The organism is Bacillota bacterium (assembly GCA_023511835.1).
In the GTDB taxonomy this organism is placed as follows: Bacteria; Bacillota; Sulfobacillia; order JAIMAT01; family JAIMAT01; genus JAIMAT01.
In genome coordinates, this window is the sequence record JAIMAT010000004.1 from 52,105 (window position 1) to 74,090 (window position 21,986).

Consider the following 21,986-nt stretch of genomic DNA (forward strand, 5'->3'; position numbering starts at 1 on the left):
GCGCTCGGGCTCGCGCCGGCAGGTCCCGGGCCGGCCGCTCCGCCTGCGGCGCCGCGCCTGGGCCTGTCCGCGAGGCGGCGCAAAAAAATCCCCCCTCCTTCGAGAGGGGTTCCCCGTCGCCCGCGGGCTGGTCCAGGCCATGACCGGTTCGAGCGCCGGCCGCCAAAGATCGCGCTCATGCTACCATCCCGGCCCGCCGGCCGTCAAACCCGGTCTGCGTGGCGGGAGTCTCCCCGCGGTCGGCCGCTCAGGCCGATCCCGGCAGCTGGAAAAGCCGCCCGAGCAGCTGATCCTCGGTCCTCAGGGTAGAGGCGCTCAGCTGGTAGGCGCGCTGCGCGCGGATCAGGTCCACCATCGAAGCGGCCAGATCGACGTTGGACCCCTCCAGGAGCCCGCTCTCCACCAGCCCGGGCGGTACCGCCCCGCCGGTCCCGGCCCCGGCGACGGGCTGTCCGTCGTAGGTCCCGTCCGCCGCCGGCGTGATCGGGCCGTTCAGTTGGACCAGCGCCAACTGGCCGACGGTGCGGCCCGCCGCCTGCACGCGGCCCTCGCCGTCCACGCCCACCTGGCCGGCCGTCGTACCGGCGGGCAGTTGCACCGGCTTCCCGTCGCTCCCCAGGACGGGGAGTCCGTCGGGCGTCACCAGCCGACCGTCGGCGTCGACCTCCAGCGCCAGGGTGCGTACGTAGCCCGTGCTGCCGTCGCGCCGTTCCACGGCGAACCACCAGCCGGGCTGGCCGAGCGCCAAGTCGAGGGAGCGGCCGGTCGCCACGGCCGGGCCCTGGCGGTCCACCGCACCCTCCGTCAGGAAGGCGGTGCCGTACGAGACGTTTCCCAGGTAGGCGGCCACCAGCCCGTCCTGGCTCCGCGTCAGCGGGGGCTCCAGGTAGCTGGCGAACGAGTCGGCGATCCTCCGGTAGCCCGGCGTGTTCAGGTTGGCCAGGTCGCCCGCCAGGGCGTCCAGCCACTCCTGCTGGGCCACCATGCCTGAACCGGCCATGTAGACGCCTCGCAGCACCGCACTCGCCTCCGCCGGGCCCCGCCGCCGGCCGGGGCCCGTCCCACGCTGCCACGTGGTTCGCCGGGGAGGGCTCGTTTCCTGCCGAATCCTGCCGTCGGCCGCCTCCGTCCGGGCGGTCGCTCATGTGCCGCGCTCGCGGGCGGCAGGGGCGGCCGTGTTGCGGTGGCGCTCCGCGTACTTCCTGCGGGTGGCTTCGCCGCCGCGCAGGTGGCGTTCGGCCTTGTTGAATTCAAGCACCTGTTTCACCTGCTCGGAAAGTTTCTCGTTGATACGAGGAAGTCTGTCCGTCACATCTTTATGAATAGTGCTCTTGCTCACGCCGAAGACGCGGGCGGCGTCCCGGACGGTGGCCTTGGTCTCGGCGATATACAGGCCCACCTCGAGGACGCGCTTCCAGATGTGGTCCTTCATGAAATAGACCCCCCCGACCCGGCGGACTCGAGCCATCTATATGTGCCGGGCGAGGGGGAACATGACGCGCGGGCGCGCCCCAGGGGGACCGCCCGCCGCCGTGTTTCCTGTTCGTCTTTTCGATGTCGCCGGCAGGGTCGCGCGCCGTCGGGCGCGCCTCTCACCTCCGCCTCCCGCCGTCGCCCCGTTCGTTTCAGGGCAGCGGCGGCAGGAAGTTGATCGGATCGGTCGCCTGTCCCGACGCCAGGATGGCGAAGTGCAGATGCGGCGCCTCGGCGGCCTCGTCCAGCGGGCCGCCGCCCAGCGCTCCCAGCACCTGGCCTTTCTCGACCGTCTGACCCACCTTGACCAGCGGGCGCTCCAGGCCGCTGTAGACCGTCTGCACGTTGGCCACGTGCGCGATGCGGACGGTCCAGCCGTCCTGGTCGTCGCCGCTGACGGAGGTCACGCGGCCGGCCGCGGCGGCCCGCACCGGCGTGCCCACCTTGGCGGCCACGTCGATGCCGTCATGCCACCGCCAGTCGTGCATGGTGACCGAATACCCCCAGCCGAAGCCGGCGATGACGGGACCGCTGACCGGCCAGAGCAGCTTCCGCTCCGCCGGGTTGGCGGCCGCACCCGGCTGGGCCGTTGCCGCCGCTTCCTGCGCCGCCGGAGCTGCCGCGGCGGTTCCCTGGCCGGCGGAGGCCGGCGCACCGGCGCCCGGGGTGGCACCGCCCGCGGCCGCCGCGCGCGAGGAAGCGCCGCCCGTGGCCGTCCCCCGCTCCGGCAGCCCCTTCGCGCCCTTTTCCGCGGCCGTCGTCCGTCCGTTCACCCGCCCGCTCTGCGCCTGCGGACGCAGGTGCCGCAGCGCCGCGCCGCCGGCCTGCTCCACCCGCCGAAGCTCGCTGCCCAGGCTGGTGCGCAGCCCGGGATGGGCGAGGACCGCATAGTAGGCTCCGAAGGCGACGACGAAGACGAGAAAGGCCACTCCGATCAGGCGCCGCGCGGGCGCGGACGAAAGCGTCTCCAGGAGCCGGCCCCAGCGAGGCGGCCAGGCGCCCGCGCCTCCGGCCCGGTCCGGCCCGCCCGGGGTGGGACTCTGCTGCTCGTCCATGCCGAGAGGTTCACCTCCCGGCGGTAGGCTTTGCTATCGGTGGCGGTTCTATACAGGAGCCGGGGGAAGGTGGGCAAGTCGGGTCCCCGGGTAATAGTAGGCCAGGATGGCCTGGGCCGAGTCGCCCTGCTGGGCCATGGCGGCCGCCCCATACTGGCTGAGCCCCACCCCGTGGCCGTAACCCCGCGTCTCGACCACCAGCTCGCCTCCCCGGACGGCCAGCGATTCGATGAGCGTGGACGGGAGCCCCAGACGCTGCCGGAAGTCCGTGCCGCTGAAGGAGCGGTCGCCCACCCGCACCTCGGCGGCGCGCCCCGAGGGGGTGCGCGCCACCACCGTCGCCATCGGCGTCCCCGCCTGGCCGCCCGCCGGCTGCAGCTGGCCCGGGTCGATCCCCAGCGCGCGGGCCGCCTTCGCGATGGGAAGCCGGGTCGTGCGTGCGGGCGTCGGCCGGTCCGCGTCGGGTGAGGGCCGGCTGGGCAGGTAGGGAAGGTCGAGGCCGAAGACTTCCCGGGCGCTGGCCGTCCTCCCGCCCGCGGAGGCGCTGTAGAAGGCTTCGATGGGCTCGCCCCGCCAGAGGAGGACCTCCCCGGCGGTGGCCTGGACGGCCTGCTCGATCTTGGCCTCGTAGACCGGGGCCAGCACCCCCCAGAAGCGCCGGCGCTCGGCGGGTGAGGCCCACGCCTGACCGTGGCGGCCATCGGAGCAGAAGTCCGCCTCGGGCCGGAGGGGACAGCGCGCGGTGCCGGCGACCAGCTGGGCGACGGCGAAGGTGCGCGCCGCCACCGCCTGCGCCTCCAGGGCGGGGAGGGCGAAGCCGGCAGGCATCTCCGCCGCCACTACGCCGGCGACGTACGTCTCCAGCGGCATGCGAAGGAGCTGCCCCGCCTGCTCGTCGTAGACGCTGACGAGGCTCTCGGCGGAGGGCAGGGCTGCCGCCGGCCCCGCCCCGGGAGATGGGCCTTCTCCCGGCGCCGCGGCGGCGCCGGCTCGGCCGCCCGGCTGGCCGGGGACCGGCGGCGTCTCGACGCCCGGCCAGCCGCCCGGCGGCGATCCCGGTGTGGGGGGCAGCTCCAGCGCGGGCGAGGAGAGCCTCTCGCCCGCCAGAAGCGCCACCGTCGAGGGGACAAGCAGCACCGCCACGAGGGCGAAGAGGAAGACCAGCAGAGCGCTCCGCGCCATGGAACCCCCCCGTGGAGGGATGCCTATGGGCGGTGGCGGGTGGATATGCCCGCGCCCCCTCCCTCCCGCTCAGAGAGGGGACGAGCGGCGCCCCTCGGGGGCCTCCTTGTCCAGCTCCAGGAGGGCCAGCACCCGCTGCAGCTGCTGCCGGGCCTGGGCGATCTCCTCGGGCGAGCCGCCCGTCTCGATCCGCGCGGCCAGCGCGGCATGCTGCTCCCGGAGCGCGGCCACGTCCAGCTGCCCGGGCAGGTAGGCCCCCTCGGCCAGGACGGTGGCCCGGTCCTGGAGGATCTCGCAGAGGCCCGAGCCCACGGCGATGCCGTGCCGGCCGGCCATGCCGTAGTGGACGACCCCGGGACGGAGGGCGACCACCATGGGAGCGTGGCCGGGCAGCACGCCGTAGATGCCTTCCACGCTGGGCAGCGTCAGGTACTCCACCAGGCCCTCGAAGAGGGTGCCCCGGGGCGTCACCACCGACATGCGGATGCGTCGTTCCGACATTCAGACGGCCTCCGCCAGCAGCTTCTTGCCCTTCTCCACCGCCTCGTCGATGGTCCCCACCATGTAGAAGGCTTCCTCCGGCAGCTCGTCGTGGCGGCCCTCCAGGATCTCCTTGAAGCCGCGCACGGTCTCCTGCACGGGGACGTAGGCGCCGGGGACGCCGGTGAAGACCTCGGCCACGTGGAAGGGTTGCGAGAGGAAGCGCTCGATCTTGCGCGCCCGCTGCACGGTCAGCTTGTCTTCCTCGGAGAGCTCCTCCATGCCCAGGATGGCGATGATGTCCTGCAGCTCGCGGTAGCGCTGCAGTACCGCCTGCACCCCGCGCGCCACCTGGTAGTGCTCCTGGCCCACCACCGCCGGATCGAGGATGCGCGAGGTGGAGGCCAGCGGGTCGACCGCCGGGTAGATGCCGCGCTCCGCGATGGACCGCTCCAGGCGCGTGGTGGCGTCCAGGTGGGCGAAGGTGGTCACCGGGGCCGGGTCGGTGTAGTCGTCCGCCGGCACGAAGATGGCCTGGATGGAGGTGATCGACCCCCGCTTGGTCGTGGTGATCCGCTCCTGCAGGTTGCCCATCTCCGTCGCCAGCGTCGGCTGGTAGCCCACCGCCGAAGGCATCCGCCCCAGCAGCGCCGAGACCTCGGAACCGGCCTGGGTGAAGCGGAAGATGTTGTCGATGAAGAGCAGGAGGTCCTGCCCCTCGGTCTCGCGGAAGTACTCGGCCATGGTGAGGCCGGAGAGCGCCACCCGCAGGCGCGCGCCGGGCGGCTCGTTCATCTGGCCGTAGACCAGCGTGGTCTTGTCGAGGACGCCCGACTCCTTCAGCTCCTTGTACAGCTCGTTGCCCTCGCGCGTCCGCTCCCCCACGCCGGCGAAGACCGAGAAGCCGCCGTGTTGCATGGCGACGTTGTGGATCAGCTCCATGATGATGACCGTCTTGCCCACGCCGGCGCCGCCGAAGAGGCCGACCTTGCCGCCCCGCGCGTAGGGCTCGAGCAGGTCGATGACCTTGATGCCCGTCTCCAGCATCTCCGTGGCGGGGCTGACCTCGGAGACGTCCGGCGCCGGGTGGTGGATCGCCCACCGCTCCTCGGTCTCCACCGGGCCGAGCCCGTCGATGGGCTCGCCGAGGACGTTGAACATGCGTCCCAGGGTGTTCCGGCCCACCGGGACCCGGATGGGGCCCCCCGTGTCGCGGACCGGCGAACCGCGCTGGAGTCCGTCCGTGGAGGCCATGGCGACGCAGCGGACCGTGTTGTTGCCCAGGTGCTGCGCCACCTCCAGGGTGAGCTCGCCGTCGCCCAGGGGCGTCTTCAGCGCGTTGTAGATGGCCGGCAGCTCGCCGTCCGGGAAGACGACGTCCACCACGGCTCCGATCACCTGCGTGACGCGACCGTCTCCGGCCACTGGGGATTCCTCCCGTCGCTCAATCTCGTGCCGCGGCTACCCGCGCAGCGCCTCCGCGCCGCTGACCACCTCGACGATCTCGGTGGTGATGGAGGTCTGCCGCTCGCGGTTGTATTCCAGGTGCAGCTCCTCCAGCAGCTCCGAGGCGTTGTCCGTGGCCGAGCGCATGGCGGTCATGCGGGCCGCGTGCTCGGAGGCCTTGGAGTCCAGGAGCGCCTGATAGACCGTGGTCCGCACCATGGAGGGCAGGAGGTGGACCAGGAGCCCCTCCGCGGAGGGGACGAAGATGTAGTCCACCGTGGCCTGGCGCCGGCCGCCCTCCTGCGCTTCCGGCGTCACCACCGGCAGCAGCTGCAGCCGCCGGGGAACGAGGCGCAGGGTGGAGACGAATTCGGTGTAGATCAGCTCCACCCGTCCCACCTGGCCCTGGATGTACCATTCCATGGCCAGGTCGGCCACCTCCCGGGCCAGCTCCACCCGCGCCTCCTCGCCGATGCCCAGCCAGCTGTGGCGCACGGGCCAGCCGCGGTGGCGGAAGGCCCCGTCCCCGCGCCGTCCGAGCACGGCGATCTGGGCCGGCTCCCCCTCGCGCATGGCCAGGGCGGTCTCCCGGATGATGTTGGCGTTGAAAGGGCCTGCCAGCCCGCGATCGGCGGTGAAGACCACCAGGAGGCGGTCGCTCCCGCGCGGCGGTGCCAGAAGCGGGTGCTCCACCTGCACGCCGCTCGCCGCCAGGCGGCGGAGGACCTCCTGGAGCCTGGCGGCGTAGGCCCGGCCGGCCTGGGCCTGCTCCTGCGCCCGGCGCAGCTTGGCCGCCGCCACCATCTCCATCGCCCGGGTCATCTTCCGAGTGCTCTCGATGGCGCGCATGCGCCTGCGGATGATCTGCAGGTCAGGCATGACCCCGCCCCCCGCGCAGGCCTCTCCTCATGACGCCTGCGCCTGCGCCGGCTCCCCGGCTTCGGCCGTCCGCCCCAGGAAGGCATCCCGGATCTCGCGGATCGCGCTCTCCAGTGCCGCGGTCAGCGCCTCGTCCAGCACCTTGGTCTCCGCGATGCGGCGCGGGATCTCCGGGTGGAGCGCATGGATCCGCTCCAGCAGCCGGTTCTGGAAGTCGACCACGCGGTCGACCGGGATCTCATCGCAAAACCCGTGGACGGCCGCGTAGATCTGGATCACCTGGTCCTCCACCGCCAGCGGCTGGCGCTCGCCCTGCTTCAGCGTCTGCTCCAGCCTCTGGCCGCGGGCCAGACGCGCCTGCGTCACCCTGTCCAGATCGGAGCCGAACTGGGCGAAGGCGGCCAGCTCCCGGTACTGGGCCAGGTCGAGGCGGAGCCGGCCCGCCACCTGGCGCATGGCCTTCACCTGGGCGGCCGAGCCGACGCGCGAGACCGAGCGGCCCACGTCGATGGCCGGCCTCAGCCCGGCGTAGAACTGGTCGGTGTCCATGAAGATCTGCCCGTCCGTGATCGAGATGACGTTGGTGGGGACGTAGGCGTGGATGTCCCCGGCCTGCGTCTCGATGATGGGCAGGGCGGTCAGCGAGCCGCCGCCGATCTCGTCGTTCAGCCGCGCCGCGCGCTCCAGCAGGCGCGAGTGCAGGTAGAAGACATCGCCCGGGTAGGCTTCGCGTCCGGGCGGCCGCCGGAGCAGGAGCGAGAGCTCGCGATAGGCCCAGGCATGCTTGGTCAGGTCGTCGTAGATCACCAGGACGTCGCGGTGCTCGTCGTACATGAAGTACTCGCCCATGGCGCAGCCGGCGTAGGGCGCCAGGTAGAGCAGGGGCGCCGGCTGGCTGGCTGTGGCCGAGACCACGATGGTGTAATCCATGGCGCCGCCGCGCGTCAGGGTGTCCACCACCCCCGCCACCGTCGAGGCCTTCTGCCCGATGGCGACGTAGACGCAGATCACGTCCTGCCCCTTCTGGTTGAGGATCGTGTCGACGGCGATGGAGGTCTTGCCCGTCTGCCGGTCGCCGATGATCAGCTCGCGCTGGCCGCGCCCGATGGGGATCATGGAGTCGATGGCCTTGAGCCCCGTCTGCAGCGGCACGTTGACCGGCTGGCGTTCGATGATGCCGGGCGCGCGCCACTCCACCGGGCGGCGGCTCCGCGCGCGGATCTCGCCCTTGCCGTCCAGCGGCTGGCCCAGCGGGTTGACCACGCGGCCCAGCAGCTCGGGGCCGGCGGGAACCTCGATGACGCGGCCGGTCCGCCGCACCTCGTCGCCCTCTTTGATGGCGTCGAAGGGGCCGAGAACGACGACGCCGACGTTCTCCTCCTCCAGGTTCATGGCCAGGCCGTAGACGCCGTTGGGAAACTCGACCAGCTCGTTGGCCAGGACCGACTCCAGCCCGTAGACGCGGGCCACCCCGTCCGCCACCTGGATGACGGTGCCCACCTCGTCCAGGCGGACGGATGCGTCGAAGGACTCGATCTGCTGGCGAAGGATGCCGGAGATCTCTTCGGGCCGAATGCTCACCGGCCGCTCACTCCCCTTTCGTCCGCCCCACCGCTCGCCGCGCCCGAAACCGCGCCCGAGACCGCCTCCGCGCCAGCCAGGTGCCGGCGCATCGCCTCGAGTCGCGTCCGCACCGAGCCGTCCATGCGGCGGTCGCCGACGCGCACGATCAGCCCGCCCAGGATGGCCGGGTCGACGCGCTCGCGGAGCCGTACCCGCTCGCCGGCCCAGCTCTCCAGGCGGCGGAGCAGCACCTCGCGGCTCGCCTCGTCCAGCGCCATGGCCGTGGTCACCTCGGCCTCGCGGATGCCCTCCGCCTCGTCCGCCATCCGGCCATACTCCCGCGCCATGGCCGGCAGGAGGCTGCCGCGACCCTTGCGGACGACCACGTGCAGGAAGCGCCGCACCAGCGGCGACGCCTCCTCCCCCAGGAGCTGGTCCAGCGCGCTCTCGCGCGCCGACCCGGGCAGGACGGGGCTTTCCAGCACCCAGCGCCAGCGCGGATCCCCGCCCGCCCGGGCCGCCAGCCGCTCCAGCTCCTCCCGCACGCCGCCCACCTGGTTCCGCTCCCGTGCCAACACGAAGAGCGCCTCGGCGTAACGGCGCGCGACCGCCTCAAGCGCCATGGCCCGTTGCCCCGATCTCGTCGACGAACTCGCGGGCGAGGCGGCGCTGGTCCTCCTCACTGAACTCGCGCCGGATCACGCGCCGCGCCACCTCTACAGCCAGGTCCGCCACCTCCCGCCGGAGCTGGGCGAGCGCCTCGTCCCGCTCGCGGGCGATGGCCTGCTCCGCGCGGGCCAGGATGGCCGCGGCCTCTTCCTGCGTCTTGCGCAGCTGCTCTTCGCGCAGCTGCGCAGCCGTCGCCTGGGCCTGGCTGAGCATCTCCTCCACCTTGGCCTGCGCCTCGCGCAGTCGCTGCTCGTATTCGTGGCGGGCGCGGGCTGCCGCCTCGCGCTCGTTCTCGGCGTGGGCGAGGTCGCCGGCGATCTTCTTCTCACGCTCCTCGAGCATCCGCAGGAGCGGCTTCCAGCCGAAGTAGGCCAGGAGACCGAAGAAGATGAAGAAGTTGATGATGCTCCAGATCACGAGATTCCAGTCGATGGAGACGATCCCGCCGGGCACCCGGCTCCCCCCCTTTCCTCGCGTGCTGGCGGCGGGCGGCCCTCTCCGGCGCCCGCCCAAAACGGTCCGTCCGCGGACCCAAAAGCTCCCACCGGGTACCGGCGGAGGCGCCGTCGCGAACCCTTGAGGGGCCGTCCCGGCGCCCCGCCGGCTTCCTCACCTACACCTTGCCGTATAGCAAGAAGGCGATCAACAAACCATAAATGGCAAGCGCCTCGGTGAACGCGAGGCCCAAGATCATGACCCCCCGGGCGTCCCCCAAAGCCTCCGGCTGGCGCCAAGCCGCGTCGATGGTTGCGGAGACGATCTGCCCCTGCGCCAGCGCGGCTCCGAAGGCCGGCAGCGCGATGGCGATGGCTACAGCGAGTGCGGTCACCTGGTTCCCTCCTTTCGCCTGCCCCCGTTGGCGGAGCGCGTGATCCCTCCCGGTGGGAGGAAAGCCTTTCGTTACCCCAGGCCGTCCGGCGGCCGTTCCCGCCGCTACTCGGCCTCCCCCGTCGCCCCGGCGATGTAGACGCCGGTCAACATGGTGAAGATGAAGGCCTGCAGCAGGCCGAAGAGCGTGAACAGGACCATGAACGGGATCGGTACGATCCACGGTAAAAAGGAAAGCATGACCAGGAGGACCGAATCCTCCCCGAAGATGTTGCCGAAAAGTCGGAGCGCCAGCGAGAGCGGCCGGATCAGCTCCTCGACGATGTTGAGCGGCAGCATGAAGAAGGATGGACGGACGAAGTGCTTCAAGTAGGACGGCCCGTGGCTGATGAAACCGGAGACGTGCGTGGCGACGAAGGCGATGAGCGCCAGCGCCGCCGTCACGCTCAGGGTGCTGGTCGGCGTCTTGAAGCCGGGGAGCAGGTTGGCGCCCGGCAGGAGCTCGGAGTAGTTGGAGGCCAGGATGAAGACGAAGAGACTGGCGAGGAAGGGGAAGTAGCGGCGGGCTTTCTCCCTGCTGCCCAGGGCCGGGACCAGGATGCCGTTCATGATCATCTCCACGCCCAGCTCGAGCGCGTTCTGGCCCCCCCGCGGGACCATCTCGAGCCTGCGCGTGGCCAGCACCACCGCGGCCAGGACGACCAGCATCAGGCCCCATTCGGTCAGGATCTGCGACGTGACGGCCAGCCCGAAGAGGCGGAAGAAGACCTGGGTACTCTCCTGCCCGATCTCGGGCGCCGCCGCCAGCACGATTCCGCTCATCGAGCGAGCATCGCCTCCCGTCCCGCCGTGCGCCGGGCCATTCGCCAGATTCCCAGGGCGCTGCCGGCCAGGAGGCCGGCGGCCACGGCGACCAGCGACCAAGCGTCTCCCCGGGTCCAGAGCCAGGTGCCCAGCAGGAAGAGGGCGTCCACGGCGAACCGGGCGCCGAACCCTCCGAAGATCCAGCGGAGGTCCCGCCGCTCCTCCGCCGCCGCTCTCCGCAGAGCGACGCGGAGCAGCCAGCTGTTCGACCAACCGCCGGCGACGCCTGCCAGGGCCGCCAGGAGTTGCGAGGGAATCAACGGTCCTCCTCGTCCTTCCCGGGCTCCTCCGGGGATGCCCCCGGAGCGCCCCCCGGATTCCGTCCCGTGCGGCGGCCTGCACCCCGCGCGCTACCACCCGTCTCGCGAAGCATGTCCTTGACAACCATCTGCAAGGAGCCGCCTACCGCCAACAGGACCAGGACGGCGAGGAAGACGGGAGACGTGTGGAACCTGGCGTCCAGCCAGGTTCCGCCGGCATAGGCAGCCCACACCGCAACGCCCACGGTGATGGCGTCCGAGAGCGCCGTCGCCAGGAGGCGGTTGGGTGCGTTCCTGCGATTCGCCACCGGCATCTCCTTCAGGCTTGTCAGGACGGGCTTCCCGTGCGCCGACTCGCGGTCCGGCCCGGGGCTCGTGAAATGGGTATCAAGCCGGGCACGGGCGGTCGCTCGGGCGGCCGCTCACGGCGAAGAGTATACCTGATCGGGTCCGAGCCTGGCCAGAGAAGGGCCGCGGGAGAACTCTTCCCAGTGGGCCGGCAGGCCGCGGTGGGGATGGCGGCACGCTGCCGGTGCGAGGCCACCCCCCGCGCAGGATGGGACCAACGCTCCACCACCGGAAGCTCCTCCCAGGGGTCTGGGATCAGGGGTCTGGGATGCGGCCGGTTCCTCCGAAGGAGCCGACGTCCGTGACGATCCACAGGAGCGCCGTAGCGCCAGGGCGGCGACGGGCGCGTCCGGTGGGCGCTGACGGTAGCTCAGGTGATCACCCCGGAGGACGGCCGCTTCATAGCCGGATTCCGTCGCCCGCAGCGGGGCTCCGCGGGGCCGGCCGGAACTCCTCGGGCCTCGGCGCCCGGCCGGTCAGTCGCCATTCCACGGCCTGGGCGATGCGCTCCGCAGCCCGTCCGTCGCCGAAGGGGTTGGGCGCCTCCGCCGAGCGACGCCAGGCCTCGGGATCCGAGAGCAGCCGGTCGACAAGGTGGCGCACGCCCTCGTAGCCGGTTCCGGCCAGGTGGACCGTGCCGGCCTCGACCCCCTCCGGGCGCTCGCTCACCTCCCGTGCCAGCACCACGGGAGTGTGGAGCGAAGGCGCCTCTTCCTGGATGCCGCCCGAGTCGGTGACGACGAGGTGGGCGCGCCGCATCAGCTGCGCCCAGATCCCGTACGGCTGGGGCTCGACGAGGCGGACGCGCGCACGGCCCGCGGTCGCCCTCCGCACCGCCTGCCGGACGAGGGGGTTGGGATGGACGGAATAGAGGAGGAGCACGTCGGAGTGGGCCTGCACCGCGTCCGCCACGGCGCGCGCCACCTCTTCGATGGCGCCCTCCCAGCTCTCGCGCCGGTGCGTCTCGGCCAGGACCAGGCGGCCGCTCCAGCTGCCGAGCAGCCTCTCCGCGGCGCGTACGTCCGCCTTGCGCGCGTGCTCTACGGTCCAGAGGAGGGCGTCGATGGCCGTATTGCCGGTGACCAGCACCCCCTCGGCCGGGATCCCCTCGCGCAGCAGGTTCTGGCGGGCGCGCGGCGTGGGCGCGAAATGGAGCGCGCTGAGGCGGTCGGTAAGGAGGCGGTTGGCTTCCTCGGGGAAGGGCGCGTCCAGGCGGAAGCTGCGCAGGCCGGCCTCTACGTGGCCGACGGGGATGCGCCGGTAGAAGGCCGCCAGCGCCCCCGCCAACGTGGTGGTCGTGTCGCCGTGGACCAGCACCAGGTCGGGCGACCAGCGCCCCAGCTCCGCGTGGAGAGCCAGGAGGGCGCGCGCGGTCAGCTCCTCCAGCGGCTGGCCGGGGCGCATCAGATCCAGGTCGGCATCCGCCGCCAGGCCGAACTGTTCCATCACCTGGTCGAGAAGCTGGCGGTGCTGGGCCGTCAGGACGATGCGCACGTCAAGGGCGGGGCGGGCCTGGAGCGCCCGAACCACGGGCGCCATCTTGATGGCCTCGGGCCGGGTTCCGAAGACGCAGACCACCCTTGGCCCGCCGGCCTGCGCCGCGGACGCCCCCATGCTCAGAGCCCCGCCTGCTCGTTGGGCGGCGTGCCGGCCCCCGCCCGCGCACCTCTCCGCCCGCGGGGCGAAGGCGCTTCCCCGGGGCTCGTCTCCGTTTCCAGCAGGCCGAAGGTGTGCGCCGCATAGACCAGGGAGACGGCCAGGAAGGCGAAGATGAAGAAGCCCACCCAGAGGGTCGCCTCGCTGATGGCGATGGCGCCCACACCCAGCCAGCCCGTCACCATATAGATGAGCAGGACCGCCTCGCGCTGGCTGAGCCCCATGGCCAGGAGCCGGTGGTGCAGGTGGTCGCGGTCGGGGGTGCCGATGGACCGGCCGCTGCGCGCCCGCCGCAGGATGGCGAAGGCGGTGTCCAGGATGGGGACGCCCAGCGCGAGCGCAGGGACGGCTAGCGCCACCGCGGCGGCGCCCTTGGCCATGCCCTGGACCGCGGTGGTGGCCAGGGCGAAGCCGAGGAAGAGCGCCCCCGCGTCGCCCATGAAGATGCGCGCGGGCGGGAAGTTGAAGGGGAGGAAGCCCAGGGTGGCGCCCATGAGAGCGGCAGCGCCCGTCATGGCCATGATGCTCTGTCCGGACTGGATGGCGCCCAGGAACATGGTGCCGGCCACGATGGCGGTGATCCCCGCCGCCAGCCCGTCCAGGCCGTCCGCCAGGTTGATGACGTTCATCACGGCCACCAGCCAGAAGACCGTCAGCGGGGTGCCCCACCAGCCCAGGTGCCAGAAGCCAGCGGCGAAGGGGTCCTTCAGGTACGTGATGCGCAGGCCGCCCCAGAGGACCGTGACCAGCGCCACCGCCACCTGGGCCAGGAATTTCAGCCAGGCCGGCATCCGGAAGATGTCGTCCAGCAGGCCGACCAGGAGGATGAGCAGCCCGCCCGCCAGGAAGCCGCGAAAGAGCGGGTCGGCCGCATGGCCCGTGGCCAGGAGGGAGAGAATGACGGCGAGGCCGATGGCCAGACCGCCCAGGTAGGGTACGGGCTGGGTGTGGACGCTGCGCCGGTTGGGACGGTCGAGAGCGCCCGACGCCAGCGCCAGGCGACGGACCAGCGGCGTGGCGCCCAGGCTGAGCGTGAACGCCAGGAAGAGGACCACCCAGAACGGTTGGCTCAGCAGTTCACGGAGCGGCACGTCTTGCACCCCCGGCACACGGCCCATTCTAGACCAGCCGTGGCGCCGCGTCAGGTCTCGGCTGCTGGACGGTCATCCAGGCGCAGGTAGCCCTTGCGGATCAGCTTCTCTACGTGCCTCGCCAGCGAGCGGTCGATGTCGACGCCCATCTCGTCCTCCAGGACGAACATCATGGTGACCGCCGTCTGCGCCACGTCCAGCAGCTCCTCGCTGATGGCCAAGGCGACCTCGGCCGCGTCGCGCCGCTCCCTCTCGCCGCTCAGCGCCCGGAACTTGCCGATGGCCTGGCTCAGTTCGCCGGCTTCCTCCATCAATTTGAGCGCCGTCGACTCCAGCGTGGGGCGGAGGTTGTTGAGGCGGGGCAGGGCGATGGTCTTGGTCTCCATCTCAGCGCGCCGCCTCCCGCTCCCCGTCCAGGGCCTCCACCTTGGCCACCCGGCGCGCGTGGCGCCCGCCGGCGAAGGGCGTGGCCAGCCAGATCTCCACCATCTCCCGGGCGACGCCCGGCCCCAGCACGCGCCCGCCCAGGCAGAGCACGTTGGCATCGTTGTGCTCCCGCGAGAGACGGGCCGTATAGGCGTCGTGGCAGAGCGCCGCGCGCACGCCCGCCACCTTGTTGGCGACGATGCTCATGCCGATCCCGGTGCCGCAGACCAGGATGGCCCGCTCCGCCTCGCCGCGCGCCACCGCCTCGGCCGCAGGCCGGGCCAGGTCGGGGTAGTCGCAAGCCTCCTCGGAGTGCGTGCCGAAGTCGAGCACCTCGTGCCCGGCCTGCTCAAGCCAGCCCCGGATGGCCTCCTTCAGCGCGAAGCCGCCGTGATCCGCTCCCAGGGCCACTTTCATCGACGCTCTCCTCCCTCGCCCCGCCAACGCTCCAGCAGGCGGTCGATCAGCCTCTCCAGCTGCCTGGCGACACTCCGGTAGGCGCCGGCGTCCGATCCCGCCGGATCGGCCACCTCCAGCGTCTCCGCCACACCCTCCTCCTCGGCGGCGCGCCAGCCGTCGGGCAGGGCGTACTCGGCCAGCACGAAGCAGCGGTCGGCAGCCTCCGGGTAGCGGCGCCGGAACTCGTCCCGCTGGCGCCGCGTCATGGTCAGCACCAGGTCGGCCCAGGCCACCAGCTCCCCGTCCAGCGGGCGGGAACGGTGGCGCTCCAGCTCCCCGCCCGCCTCGGGCAGCGCCTCGCGCGCCATGCGTGCCGCCGGGGCACCCTCCACCGCGTAGAGGCCGGCCGAGCGGGCCTCGACTCCCTCGCCCGCCGCGCGCAGACGGAGCAGCGCCTCCGCCATGGGGCTCCGGCAGGTGTTGCCGTCGCAGAGGAAGAGGACGTGGAACCGCTCGCGGTCGCTTGCTCCCGCCGCCATGGCGCCCGCGCCCCTCAGGCGTCTCCCCGGCTCAGGGCGAGCAGGGCCTCCGCGTACCGATCCGGGCGGCTCAACCACTCCAGCCGGGCCGGCTCCGCCGCGGCCGGCGGGTAGATGGGCCGGCCCTGCTCCAGGCCCAGCGCCTCCACCGGCGAGGGCGGCAGCGCGCGCGGGTCGGGCAGGCGGCGGAAGCGCGGGTTCTCCACCCACTCCGTCTCGCCGTCCGTCTCCAGCTCGTAGTAGGCGCCACCCCGCATACGGGTATAGGGTTCATACTCCGAGCGGAAGGTCGCGTCCACCCAGTTGGCCATGGCCAGCGGCCCCGGCCCCGGGTTGATCGTGACGTGGCCATAGCCGGGCGGCATGACCACCACGTCGCCCGGGCCGGCGTCGACGATGACCACGTCCTCCAGCTCGTCCTCCGCACCGGCGCGCTTCTGCAGCAGGAAGTGCGCACGACCGAAGAGCACCTGGTAGACCTCCGGGTAGGCCAGCCGCCCGCCGGGCGGGAGCGGATGGTAGTGGCCGTAGGTTTTGACCGGCTCGGCGCCCACGCGCCCGTCGACCAGCACGGTGACGTCGTAGCGCAGGCCCGCCGCCCGGATCCGCGCCGCCTCCCCGCTCCGGGCAAGACCCCGATACATGAAGTAGAGCAGGTCTGGCCCCGCCGCCTCCGACTCGTAGAGGACGGGACGCATCGCCTCCAGGCGCCGCACCTCGGGCTCCACGGGCTCCACGCCCTCGCCGAACTCCAGGCGGCCGCTCACCTCGTCCAGCCGCAGCGGGAGCCCCGCCACCGCTTCCAGTTCGACCATGCGCTCCACCTCCCGGCGCCCCGCGCCGCCCGCCCCCTGCGCGCCCGCCGCTACTCCGCTACTCCTCGTAGACCCGGCTGGCGGCACGAAGCATCCGCTCCACCACGGCGAGGCCCACACCCTCGTCCGGCGGGGCTTCGGCCACGATGGCCGACGCGCCGCTCCGCTCCGCCTCGCGCAGGATGCGGAAGAGGCGCGCGGCCCAGGCGGCCGGCTCGGTGCGCGGCCCCAGGTCGAGGCGAAAGTCGGCATCATAGTATCCCAAGCTCTCCCGCGGAGCGATGACGGCCACGCGCTCCCCCGCCGCCCGCAATCCGCCCACCACCTCGGCCACGCGCCGGTGTACCCGCTCCGTTTCGCCGCGCACCACGAAGAGCGGCACCCGCGGCGCATAGTGGCGGTACTTCATGCCCGGCGCCCGCGGCCGTGCGGGGGGCGACGCTTCTCGCCCGGGCTCCGGCCGCGGCCCGAGCGTCGCCAGCACCGCCGCATCGACGCGCAGCCCGGGCAGCCAGGGCTGCAGCTCGTCCAGCGCCAGGCCGCCCAGCCGGAGGACGACCGCCGGTTCGACGGTCAGGTCGACCACCGTCGACTCCACCCCCACCCGGCAGGCACCTCCGTCCAGCACGGCGTCGATACGGCCGTCCAAGTCGGCCAGGACGTCCTCCGCCGTCGTCGGGCTGGGCCGCCCCGAGCGGTTGGCGCTGGGCGCCGCCACGGGCCGGCCCGCCGCGCGCAGGAGCGCCAGCGCCACGGGATGGTCGGGGACGCGCACGCCCACCGTCTCCAGCCCCGCGGTCACCTCGTCGGCCACGGCTGGCTTCCTCGGCAAGACGAGCGTGAGGGGGCCCGGCCAGAAGCGGCGGGCCAGCGCCACCGCCCGGGGAAGCGGCTCGGCCGCGGTTTCCAGCGCCTCCAGGCCGGCCAGGTGGACGATCAGCGGGTTGTCGGCGGGCCGCCCCTTGGCGGCGAAGATACCGCGCACCGCCCGCCCGTCCGTGGCGTCCGCCCCCAGCCCGTAGACCGTCTCGGTGGGAAAGGCGACCAGGCCGCCCCGGCGCAGGATGGCCGCCGCCAGCTGCACGTCCTCCTCCCGGTCGCCGCGCAGGCGCCGCGTCCGCATCGGCCTCATCCTCTCGCCCTGCCATCGGGCCAGCTCGCCTCCACCCAGCGCGGCCGTCCGGCCAAGTCGAAGCCCGGGCGGACCCGCCGGTAGCCCAGGCGCTCCAGGCTCTCCGCCAAGCGGGCCGCCGCCGCCTCGTCGGTCTCCAGGAGCAGCCAGGCGCCCGGCCGCAACCAGGGCCGGACGGCCTCCGCCCAGCGCCGGGCCGGCCCGGCGCCACCATCCCCGGCCAGGAGCGCCCGCCGCGGCTCGCGCCGTACCTCGCGCGGCAGCTCCGCGGCCTGGGCGGCCGCGACATAGGGCGGGTTGGCCACCACGAGCGAGAGGAAGCGCGCCCCCGCCCTGCCGCGCCTCCCCTTGCCCAGTCCCGCCAGGCCGCGCGCGGCGTCCGCCCGCACCAGGCGCACGCGGCGCGCCACCCCGAGCCGCTCCGCGTTCCAGCGCGCCACCGCCAGCGCCCCGGCCTCCGCCTCCACCGCCAGGACGCGCAGGCCGGGCCCGCCGCGCAGGGCCAGGGCCAGCGCCAGCGCACCGCTCCCCGTGCCCAGGTCGGCGGCCCAGGTGAGGCCCGCCCCCCGGCGACCCGCCGCGAGAAGCTTCAGCGCGCGCTCCAGGAGAAGCTCCGTCTCCGGCCTGGGGATCAGGACGCGGGGGTTGACGCGCAGGCGGAGCCCTGCCCACTCGCGCTCCCCGACCAGGTAGTGGAGCGGCGTGCCGGTCCGCCGCCGCTCCACGCGCCGCACGAAGGCGACCGCGGTAGCCGTTTCCAGCTCGGCCTCGGGATGCGCCAGCAGGCGTTCCGGCGGCCAACCGCTCACCGCCTGCAAGAGCACCCGCGCCTCGCGCGCCGGCGCCTCCACACCCGCCTGGCGCAGCCGTCTCCGGCCCCACTCCAGGAGCTTCCCCGCCGCGGGCATCGCCGCCGGCCCGGCCCCCTCAGCGCAGGGCGCGCAGCCGCTCCGCCGCGAAGTGCTCGGCCAGCGGCTCGATCAGCGGGTCCAGGTCGCCGTCCAGCACTTCCTCCAGCCGGTAGAGCGTCAGGTTGATGCGGTGGTCGGTGACGCGCGACTGGGGGAAGTTGTACGTCCGGATCTTCTCGCTGCGCTCGCCGCTGCCCACCTGCGCGCGGCGCTCGGCCGCCTCGCGCCCCGCCCGCTCCGACTCCGCCATCTCCAGAAGGCGCGCGCGCAGGATGCGCAGGGCGCGCTGCTTGTTCTTGTACTGCGAGCGCTCGTCCTGGCAGGTGACGACGATGCCCGTGGGCTTGTGGACGATGCGGATGGCCGTCTCCACCTTGTTGACGTTCTGGCCGCCGTGGCCCCCGGCGCGGAAGGTGTCGATCTCCAGGTCCTCGGGCGCGATCTGCACCTCCACCTCGTCCGCCTCGGCCAGGACGGCCACGGTGGCCGTCGAGGTATGGATCCGGCCGGCCGACTCCGTGGCGGGGACGCGCTGCACGCGGTGGACGCCGCTCTCGAACTTCAGGCGGCTGTAAGCTCCCTCGCCCTCGATCGAGAGGATGGCCTCCTTGTACCCGCCGATGCCGGTCTCGTTGCTGGAGAGGAGCTGCGCCCGCCAGCCGCGCCGCTCGGCGTAACGCAGGTACATGCGCAGGAGGTCGGCGGCGAAGAGTGCCGCCTCCTCGCCCCCCGCACCCGCGCGGATCTCCACGATGACGTTCCGCTCGTCGCGGGGGTCGGGAGGAAGCAGCATCCGCTCCAGCTGCCGCTCCGCCTCCTCCACCCCGGCGCGAAGCCGCTCCCGCTCCGCCTCCAGCCACGCGCGCTCGGCCGTCTCCTCCTCGCTGGCCAGGAGCGCCTCGGCCGTGGCCAGCTCGGCGCGGAGCCCCTCGACGCGCGCGGCCTCCTCCAGGATCCGCTCGATGCGGCCCCGCTCGCGCATGGCTTCCTGGAGGCGGCGCGCGTCGGACAGCAGCGCGGGATCGGCCAGGGCGGCCTCCAGCTCGGCGTAGCGCTGGCGGAGGCTCTCCAGGCTCAGGCTCCGGCTCTCCACGCCGCATCTCCCTCCCGCTGACGCCCCGGCGCGGGTGGCGACCCCTCTCCGAGGCGACAAAAAGGGCAGAGCCCCCGCTCTGCCCGCGCCCCGCTCCCGCTATCGGGCTGCGCCGGTGCCGGCGTACTTTCTGCGGAAGCGCTCCACCCGCCCGCCGGTGTCCACGATGCGCTGCTGGCCGGTGAAGAAGGGGTGGCAGCGCCGGCAGACTTCCACGCGCATCTCCCGCTTGGTCGAACCGACCTCATAGACGGCGCCGCACGAGCAGACGATGCGCGCCTTCTCGTACCAGGTCGGATGGATCTCCGGCTTCATGACCGCTCACGACCACCCTTCGCCGCGACTCGCCGCGACCTGCGTCGCCCGCCGCCGTCCCGGGCGACCTCCGCACACCGCGCCAGACCGCAGGGGGCGACGGCAGGTAGTCTAGCACATGGGGGCGGGGGATGTCTCTTCAGGCCGTCTCGCGTCGCAGGAGCTCGAAGAACTCGGCGTTGCTCCGCGTCTTGCCCAGCCGGTCCTTCAGGATCTCAAGCACTTTGCCGGCGTCCATGGTGTGTGTGGTCCGCCGGAAGGCCCACATCACCTCGAGCTCCTCCCTGGTGAGCAGGAGCTCCTCGCGACGCGTGCCCGAGCGCTTGATGTCGATGGCGGGGAAGAGGCGGCGCTCGGCCAGGCTCCGGTCCAGGATCAGCTCCATGTTGCCGGTGCCCTTGAACTCCTCGTAGATCACGTCGTCCAGGCGGCTGCCCGTCTCCACCAAAGCGGTCCCGATGATGGTCAGGCTGCCGCCCTCCTCCACGTTGCGGGCGGCCCCGAAGAAGCGCTTCGGCCGGATGAGGGCGGCCGGGTCGAGACCGCCGGAGAGCGTGCGCCCGCTGGGAGCGATGACGACGTTGTTGGCCCGGGCGAGCCGCGTGATGCTGTCCAGGAGGATGACCACGTCGCGCCGGTGCTCGACGAGGCGCTTGGCCCGTTCCAGGACCATGTCGGCCAGCTTGATGTGCGTCTCGGGCGGGTTGTCGAAGGTGGAGGCCAGCACCTCGGCGCGGACCGAGCGCTCCATGTCGGTCACTTCCTCGGGCCGCTCGTCGATGAGGAGGACGATGAGGACGACCTCGGGATAGTTGGTGGCGATGGCGTTGGCGATCTTCTTGAGGAGGACCGTCTTGCCCCCCTTGGGCGGGGAGACGATGAGGCCCCGCTGTCCCTTCCCCACCGGCGCCACGAGGTCGATGATGCGGGTGGAGAGCTCGTGGGCGGTGGTCTCCAGCTTGTAGCGCTGGTTGGGGTGGACCGGCGTCAGGTTGTCGAAGAAGATCCGGTCGGCGGCCACGTCGGGGCTGGTGCCGTTGACCGCCTCCACGCGCAGCAGGCCGAAGTAGCGCTCGCCCTCCTTGGGCTTTCGTGCCTGCCCCTGCACCTCGTCGCCCGTGCGCAGGTTGAAGCGCCGGATCTGCGAGGGCGAGACGTAGATGTCCTCGTCGCTGGGCAGGTAGCTCATGGCCCGCAGGAAGCCGAAGCCCTCGGGCATGATGTCCAGGATGCCGCGGGCGAAGATCAGGCCGTCCTTCTCCGTCTTGGCCTTGAGGATCTCGAAGATCAGCTCCCGCTTGCGCAGGCTGGAGTATCCGCTGAGCTCCAGCTCCTTGGCGATCTGGTAGAGCTGCGGGAGCGTCATCGCCTCAAGGTCCTCGAGGGCAAGGTTGGAGCCCGCGGGCGGCTTGGTTTTGGTGGCCATCGTCCTGGTTTTCACTGCCTTCTCCTGTGAGGTGCGGATCCGTCGGTCAGGGCCGCCGATCCCGCCGGGCCGACGTGACGCGCGCGGCCGCTTGCCGGTACGGTTCTTCCGGCCAGGTTTGGGATTGGGAAGCCAAGGTGAACACCGGTACGAAACGGGACAGGAGGTCGGTCTTCGCCCAACCTAGTCGTGCCTAGTTTAGCATACCCTGCCTGTCCTTGTGCAAACCTCAGGCATCTCCCGGCGTCGCCCGCCCGGCGGGCTGCCCGTAGACCCGCTCCCAGTCCCGAAGGAAGCGTTCCAGTCCCCGGTCGGTCAGCGGATGCGCCAGCATCGCCTGGAGCACCGCAAAGGGGACGGTGGCGATGTCCGCACCGGCCAGCGCCGCCTCCGTCACGTGCAGCGGGTGCCGGATGCTCGCCGCCAGCACCTTGGTCGGGATCTGGTGCAGGCGGAAGATCTCCCGGATCTGGCGCACGACCTCCATGCCGTCGTGGCCGATGTCGTCCAGCCGCCCGACGAAGGGCGAGACGTAGGACGCCCCGGCCTTGGCGGCGAGAAGCGCCTGGTTGGCGCTGAAGACCAGGGTGACGTTGACCCGGATCCCCTCCCGGGAGAGGGCGCGGGTGGCCTCAAGGCCCGGCTCGCCCACCGGGATCTTCACCACGATGTTGCTAGCCAGCTGCGCCAGCTCGCGTCCCTGCTCGATCATCCCGGCCGCGTCGCTGGCCGTCACCTCGGCGCTGACAGGCCCCTCCACCAGCGCCGTGATCTCGCGCAGGCGCTGGAAGAACGGGACACCCTCGCGCGCCACGAGCGTAGGATTGGTCGTGACGCCGTCCAGTATGCCCCATGCCGCCGCGCGCCGGATCTCGTCGATGTTGGCCGTGTCGAGAAAGATTTCCATGCGGGCACCCCTGGTGGCCTTCGCCGCCTGCGGCGGCTCGGCCCGACTCCTTGCGGCGAGACGAGGGTACCATACTCCGCCGCCCCGCGCCCAGCCGGACGGCCGATATGCGAGGAGTGCCGCACGACTCACGGCCGTGCGGCACTCCTCCAAGCTAACCAGGAAGGAAACTCCGGACCGGCGACGGCAGCGACCTACTCTCCCGGGCGGTCGCCCGCCGAGTACCATC

Annotated in this window: 26 protein-coding genes; all 26 read right to left on the minus strand. The window is 72.4% G+C overall.

Going from position 1 to position 21,986, the window contains the following annotated elements; all coding sequences use genetic code 11:
• Positions 1 to 247: 247 nt before the first annotated feature.
• The 26 genes from K6U79_01680 to fsa all read right to left on the minus strand — a co-directional run bounded on the left by K6U79_01680 (position 248) and on the right by fsa (position 21,757).
• Entirely contained in the window at positions 248 to 1,018 is a 771-nt protein-coding gene (locus tag K6U79_01680; GenBank protein ID MCL6521072.1) for a flagellar hook-basal body protein, read from the minus strand.
• A 123-nt stretch (positions 1,019 to 1,141) separates the two neighbouring features.
• Complete coding sequence (gene spoIIID / locus K6U79_01685) at positions 1,142 to 1,432, minus strand: sporulation transcriptional regulator SpoIIID (protein ID MCL6521073.1); 291 nt, start codon at positions 1,430 to 1,432, stop codon at positions 1,142 to 1,144.
• A 193-nt stretch (positions 1,433 to 1,625) separates the two neighbouring features.
• A complete protein-coding gene (locus K6U79_01690; protein ID MCL6521074.1) occupies positions 1,626 to 2,528 on the minus strand; it encodes a M23 family metallopeptidase in 903 nt (300 codons plus the stop codon).
• Between the two features lie 48 nt (positions 2,529 to 2,576).
• Positions 2,577 to 3,710 (minus strand): stage II sporulation protein D, encoded by a 1,134-nt coding sequence (spoIID, locus tag K6U79_01695; GenBank protein MCL6521075.1) that lies wholly within the window; start codon positions 3,708 to 3,710, stop codon positions 2,577 to 2,579.
• A 69-nt stretch (positions 3,711 to 3,779) separates the two neighbouring features.
• A complete protein-coding gene (gene atpC, locus K6U79_01700; GenBank protein MCL6521076.1) occupies positions 3,780 to 4,211 on the minus strand; it encodes an ATP synthase F1 subunit epsilon in 432 nt (143 codons plus the stop codon).
• Positions 4,212 to 5,639 carry a F0F1 ATP synthase subunit beta gene (gene atpD / locus K6U79_01705; protein ID MCL6521077.1) on the minus strand — a complete coding sequence of 476 codons (1,428 nt, stop codon included), beginning with the start codon at positions 5,637 to 5,639 and terminating at the stop codon, positions 4,212 to 4,214.
• A 12-nt stretch (positions 5,640 to 5,651) separates the two neighbouring features.
• Positions 5,652 to 6,515: an ATP synthase F1 subunit gamma gene (gene atpG / locus K6U79_01710; GenBank protein ID MCL6521078.1), complete on the minus strand. Its 864-nt coding sequence runs from the start codon at positions 6,513 to 6,515 to the stop codon at positions 5,652 to 5,654.
• A gap of 27 nt (positions 6,516 to 6,542) precedes the next feature.
• Positions 6,543 to 8,096 carry a F0F1 ATP synthase subunit alpha gene (gene atpA, locus K6U79_01715; protein ID MCL6521079.1) on the minus strand — a complete coding sequence of 518 codons (1,554 nt, stop codon included), beginning with the start codon at positions 8,094 to 8,096 and terminating at the stop codon, positions 6,543 to 6,545.
• The gene (atpH, locus tag K6U79_01720; protein MCL6521080.1) at positions 8,093 to 8,701 is read right to left on the minus strand and encodes an ATP synthase F1 subunit delta; all 609 of its coding nucleotides are present in this window, start codon (positions 8,699 to 8,701) and stop codon (positions 8,093 to 8,095) included. The genes atpA and atpH overlap by 4 nt, the downstream gene beginning before the upstream one ends.
• Positions 8,691 to 9,200, minus strand: coding sequence for a F0F1 ATP synthase subunit B (gene atpF / locus K6U79_01725; protein MCL6521081.1), 510 nt, complete (start codon positions 9,198 to 9,200; stop codon positions 8,691 to 8,693). Before atpF ends, atpH begins: the two co-directional genes overlap by 11 nt.
• A 160-nt stretch (positions 9,201 to 9,360) precedes the next feature.
• Entirely contained in the window at positions 9,361 to 9,576 is a 216-nt protein-coding gene (locus tag K6U79_01730; GenBank protein MCL6521082.1) for an ATP synthase F0 subunit C, read from the minus strand.
• Between the two features lie 104 nt (positions 9,577 to 9,680).
• Positions 9,681 to 10,397: a F0F1 ATP synthase subunit A gene (gene atpB / locus K6U79_01735; GenBank protein MCL6521083.1), complete on the minus strand. Its 717-nt coding sequence runs from the start codon at positions 10,395 to 10,397 to the stop codon at positions 9,681 to 9,683.
• A complete protein-coding gene (locus K6U79_01740) occupies positions 10,394 to 10,699 on the minus strand; it encodes a hypothetical protein (GenBank protein ID MCL6521084.1) in 306 nt (101 codons plus the stop codon). The genes atpB and K6U79_01740 overlap by 4 nt, the downstream gene beginning before the upstream one ends.
• The gene (locus K6U79_01745; GenBank protein MCL6521085.1) at positions 10,696 to 11,007 is read right to left on the minus strand and encodes an AtpZ/AtpI family protein; all 312 of its coding nucleotides are present in this window, start codon (positions 11,005 to 11,007) and stop codon (positions 10,696 to 10,698) included. Before K6U79_01745 ends, K6U79_01740 begins: the two co-directional genes overlap by 4 nt.
• A gap of 439 nt (positions 11,008 to 11,446) precedes the next feature.
• Positions 11,447 to 12,661 (minus strand): UDP-N-acetylglucosamine 2-epimerase (non-hydrolyzing), encoded by a 1,215-nt coding sequence (gene wecB / locus K6U79_01750; GenBank protein ID MCL6521086.1) that lies wholly within the window; start codon positions 12,659 to 12,661, stop codon positions 11,447 to 11,449.
• 2 nt (positions 12,662 to 12,663) lie between these two features.
• The gene (locus K6U79_01755; GenBank protein ID MCL6521087.1) at positions 12,664 to 13,794 is read right to left on the minus strand and encodes an undecaprenyl/decaprenyl-phosphate alpha-N-acetylglucosaminyl 1-phosphate transferase; all 1,131 of its coding nucleotides are present in this window, start codon (positions 13,792 to 13,794) and stop codon (positions 12,664 to 12,666) included.
• Between the two features lie 50 nt (positions 13,795 to 13,844).
• Positions 13,845 to 14,180 (minus strand): MazG-like family protein, encoded by a 336-nt coding sequence (locus K6U79_01760; protein MCL6521088.1) that lies wholly within the window; start codon positions 14,178 to 14,180, stop codon positions 13,845 to 13,847.
• Position 14,181: 1 nt separating this feature from the next.
• Positions 14,182 to 14,637 (minus strand): ribose 5-phosphate isomerase B, encoded by a 456-nt coding sequence (gene rpiB / locus K6U79_01765; protein ID MCL6521089.1) that lies wholly within the window; start codon positions 14,635 to 14,637, stop codon positions 14,182 to 14,184.
• Positions 14,634 to 15,158: a low molecular weight protein arginine phosphatase gene (locus K6U79_01770; GenBank protein MCL6521090.1), complete on the minus strand. Its 525-nt coding sequence runs from the start codon at positions 15,156 to 15,158 to the stop codon at positions 14,634 to 14,636. The genes rpiB and K6U79_01770 overlap by 4 nt, the downstream gene beginning before the upstream one ends.
• Before the next feature lie 14 nt (positions 15,159 to 15,172).
• Positions 15,173 to 15,973 carry a glucose-6-phosphate isomerase gene (locus K6U79_01775; GenBank protein MCL6521091.1) on the minus strand — a complete coding sequence of 267 codons (801 nt, stop codon included), beginning with the start codon at positions 15,971 to 15,973 and terminating at the stop codon, positions 15,173 to 15,175.
• 58 nt (positions 15,974 to 16,031) lie between these two features.
• Positions 16,032 to 17,096: a threonylcarbamoyl-AMP synthase gene (locus tag K6U79_01780; protein ID MCL6521092.1), complete on the minus strand. Its 1,065-nt coding sequence runs from the start codon at positions 17,094 to 17,096 to the stop codon at positions 16,032 to 16,034.
• Between the two features lie 5 nt (positions 17,097 to 17,101).
• A complete protein-coding gene (prmC, locus tag K6U79_01785; protein MCL6521093.1) occupies positions 17,102 to 18,013 on the minus strand; it encodes a peptide chain release factor N(5)-glutamine methyltransferase in 912 nt (303 codons plus the stop codon).
• Positions 18,014 to 18,032: 19 nt separating this feature from the next.
• Complete coding sequence (gene prfA, locus K6U79_01790) at positions 18,033 to 19,094, minus strand: peptide chain release factor 1 (GenBank protein MCL6521094.1); 1,062 nt, start codon at positions 19,092 to 19,094, stop codon at positions 18,033 to 18,035.
• Between the two features lie 114 nt (positions 19,095 to 19,208).
• Complete coding sequence (rpmE, locus tag K6U79_01795) at positions 19,209 to 19,424, minus strand: 50S ribosomal protein L31 (GenBank protein ID MCL6521095.1); 216 nt, start codon at positions 19,422 to 19,424, stop codon at positions 19,209 to 19,211.
• 139 nt (positions 19,425 to 19,563) lie between these two features.
• Positions 19,564 to 20,850 (minus strand): transcription termination factor Rho, encoded by a 1,287-nt coding sequence (rho, locus tag K6U79_01800; protein ID MCL6521096.1) that lies wholly within the window; start codon positions 20,848 to 20,850, stop codon positions 19,564 to 19,566.
• A 229-nt stretch (positions 20,851 to 21,079) separates the two neighbouring features.
• Positions 21,080 to 21,757: a fructose-6-phosphate aldolase gene (gene fsa, locus K6U79_01805; protein ID MCL6521097.1), complete on the minus strand. Its 678-nt coding sequence runs from the start codon at positions 21,755 to 21,757 to the stop codon at positions 21,080 to 21,082.
• Between the last annotated feature and the right edge of the window lie 229 nt (positions 21,758 to 21,986).

Excerpts from the sequence above, each read along its gene's own strand:
- atpH (MCL6521080.1), bottom strand. The coding sequence starts at position 8,701 with ATGGCGCTTGAGGCGGTCGCGCGCCGTTACGCCGAGGCGCTCTTCGTG.
- atpG (MCL6521078.1), bottom strand. The coding sequence starts at position 6,515 with ATGCCTGACCTGCAGATCATCCGCAGGCGCATGCGCGCCATCGAGAGC.
- atpC (MCL6521076.1), bottom strand. The coding sequence starts at position 4,211 with ATGTCGGAACGACGCATCCGCATGTCGGTGGTGACGCCCCGGGGCACC.
- K6U79_01690 (MCL6521074.1), bottom strand. The coding sequence starts at position 2,528 with ATGGACGAGCAGCAGAGTCCCACCCCGGGCGGGCCGGACCGGGCCGGA.
- rpiB (MCL6521089.1), bottom strand. The coding sequence starts at position 14,637 with ATGAAAGTGGCCCTGGGAGCGGATCACGGCGGCTTCGCGCTGAAGGAG.
- rpmE (MCL6521095.1), bottom strand. The coding sequence starts at position 19,424 with ATGAAGCCGGAGATCCATCCGACCTGGTACGAGAAGGCGCGCATCGTC.
- K6U79_01775 (MCL6521091.1), bottom strand. The coding sequence starts at position 15,973 with ATGGTCGAACTGGAAGCGGTGGCGGGGCTCCCGCTGCGGCTGGACGAG.
- spoIID (MCL6521075.1), bottom strand. The coding sequence starts at position 3,710 with ATGGCGCGGAGCGCTCTGCTGGTCTTCCTCTTCGCCCTCGTGGCGGTG.
- rho (MCL6521096.1), bottom strand. The coding sequence starts at position 20,850 with ATGGCCACCAAAACCAAGCCGCCCGCGGGCTCCAACCTTGCCCTCGAG.
- K6U79_01770 (MCL6521090.1), bottom strand. The coding sequence starts at position 15,158 with ATGGCGGCGGGAGCAAGCGACCGCGAGCGGTTCCACGTCCTCTTCCTC.
- K6U79_01780 (MCL6521092.1), bottom strand. The coding sequence starts at position 17,096 with ATGCGGACGCGGCGCCTGCGCGGCGACCGGGAGGAGGACGTGCAGCTG.
- wecB (MCL6521086.1), bottom strand. The coding sequence starts at position 12,661 with ATGGGGGCGTCCGCGGCGCAGGCCGGCGGGCCAAGGGTGGTCTGCGTC.
- atpB (MCL6521083.1), bottom strand. The coding sequence starts at position 10,397 with ATGAGCGGAATCGTGCTGGCGGCGGCGCCCGAGATCGGGCAGGAGAGT.
- fsa (MCL6521097.1), bottom strand. The coding sequence starts at position 21,757 with ATGGAAATCTTTCTCGACACGGCCAACATCGACGAGATCCGGCGCGCG.
- spoIIID (MCL6521073.1), bottom strand. The coding sequence starts at position 1,432 with ATGAAGGACCACATCTGGAAGCGCGTCCTCGAGGTGGGCCTGTATATC.
- prmC (MCL6521093.1), bottom strand. The coding sequence starts at position 18,013 with ATGCCCGCGGCGGGGAAGCTCCTGGAGTGGGGCCGGAGACGGCTGCGC.
- K6U79_01760 (MCL6521088.1), bottom strand. The coding sequence starts at position 14,180 with ATGGAGACCAAGACCATCGCCCTGCCCCGCCTCAACAACCTCCGCCCC.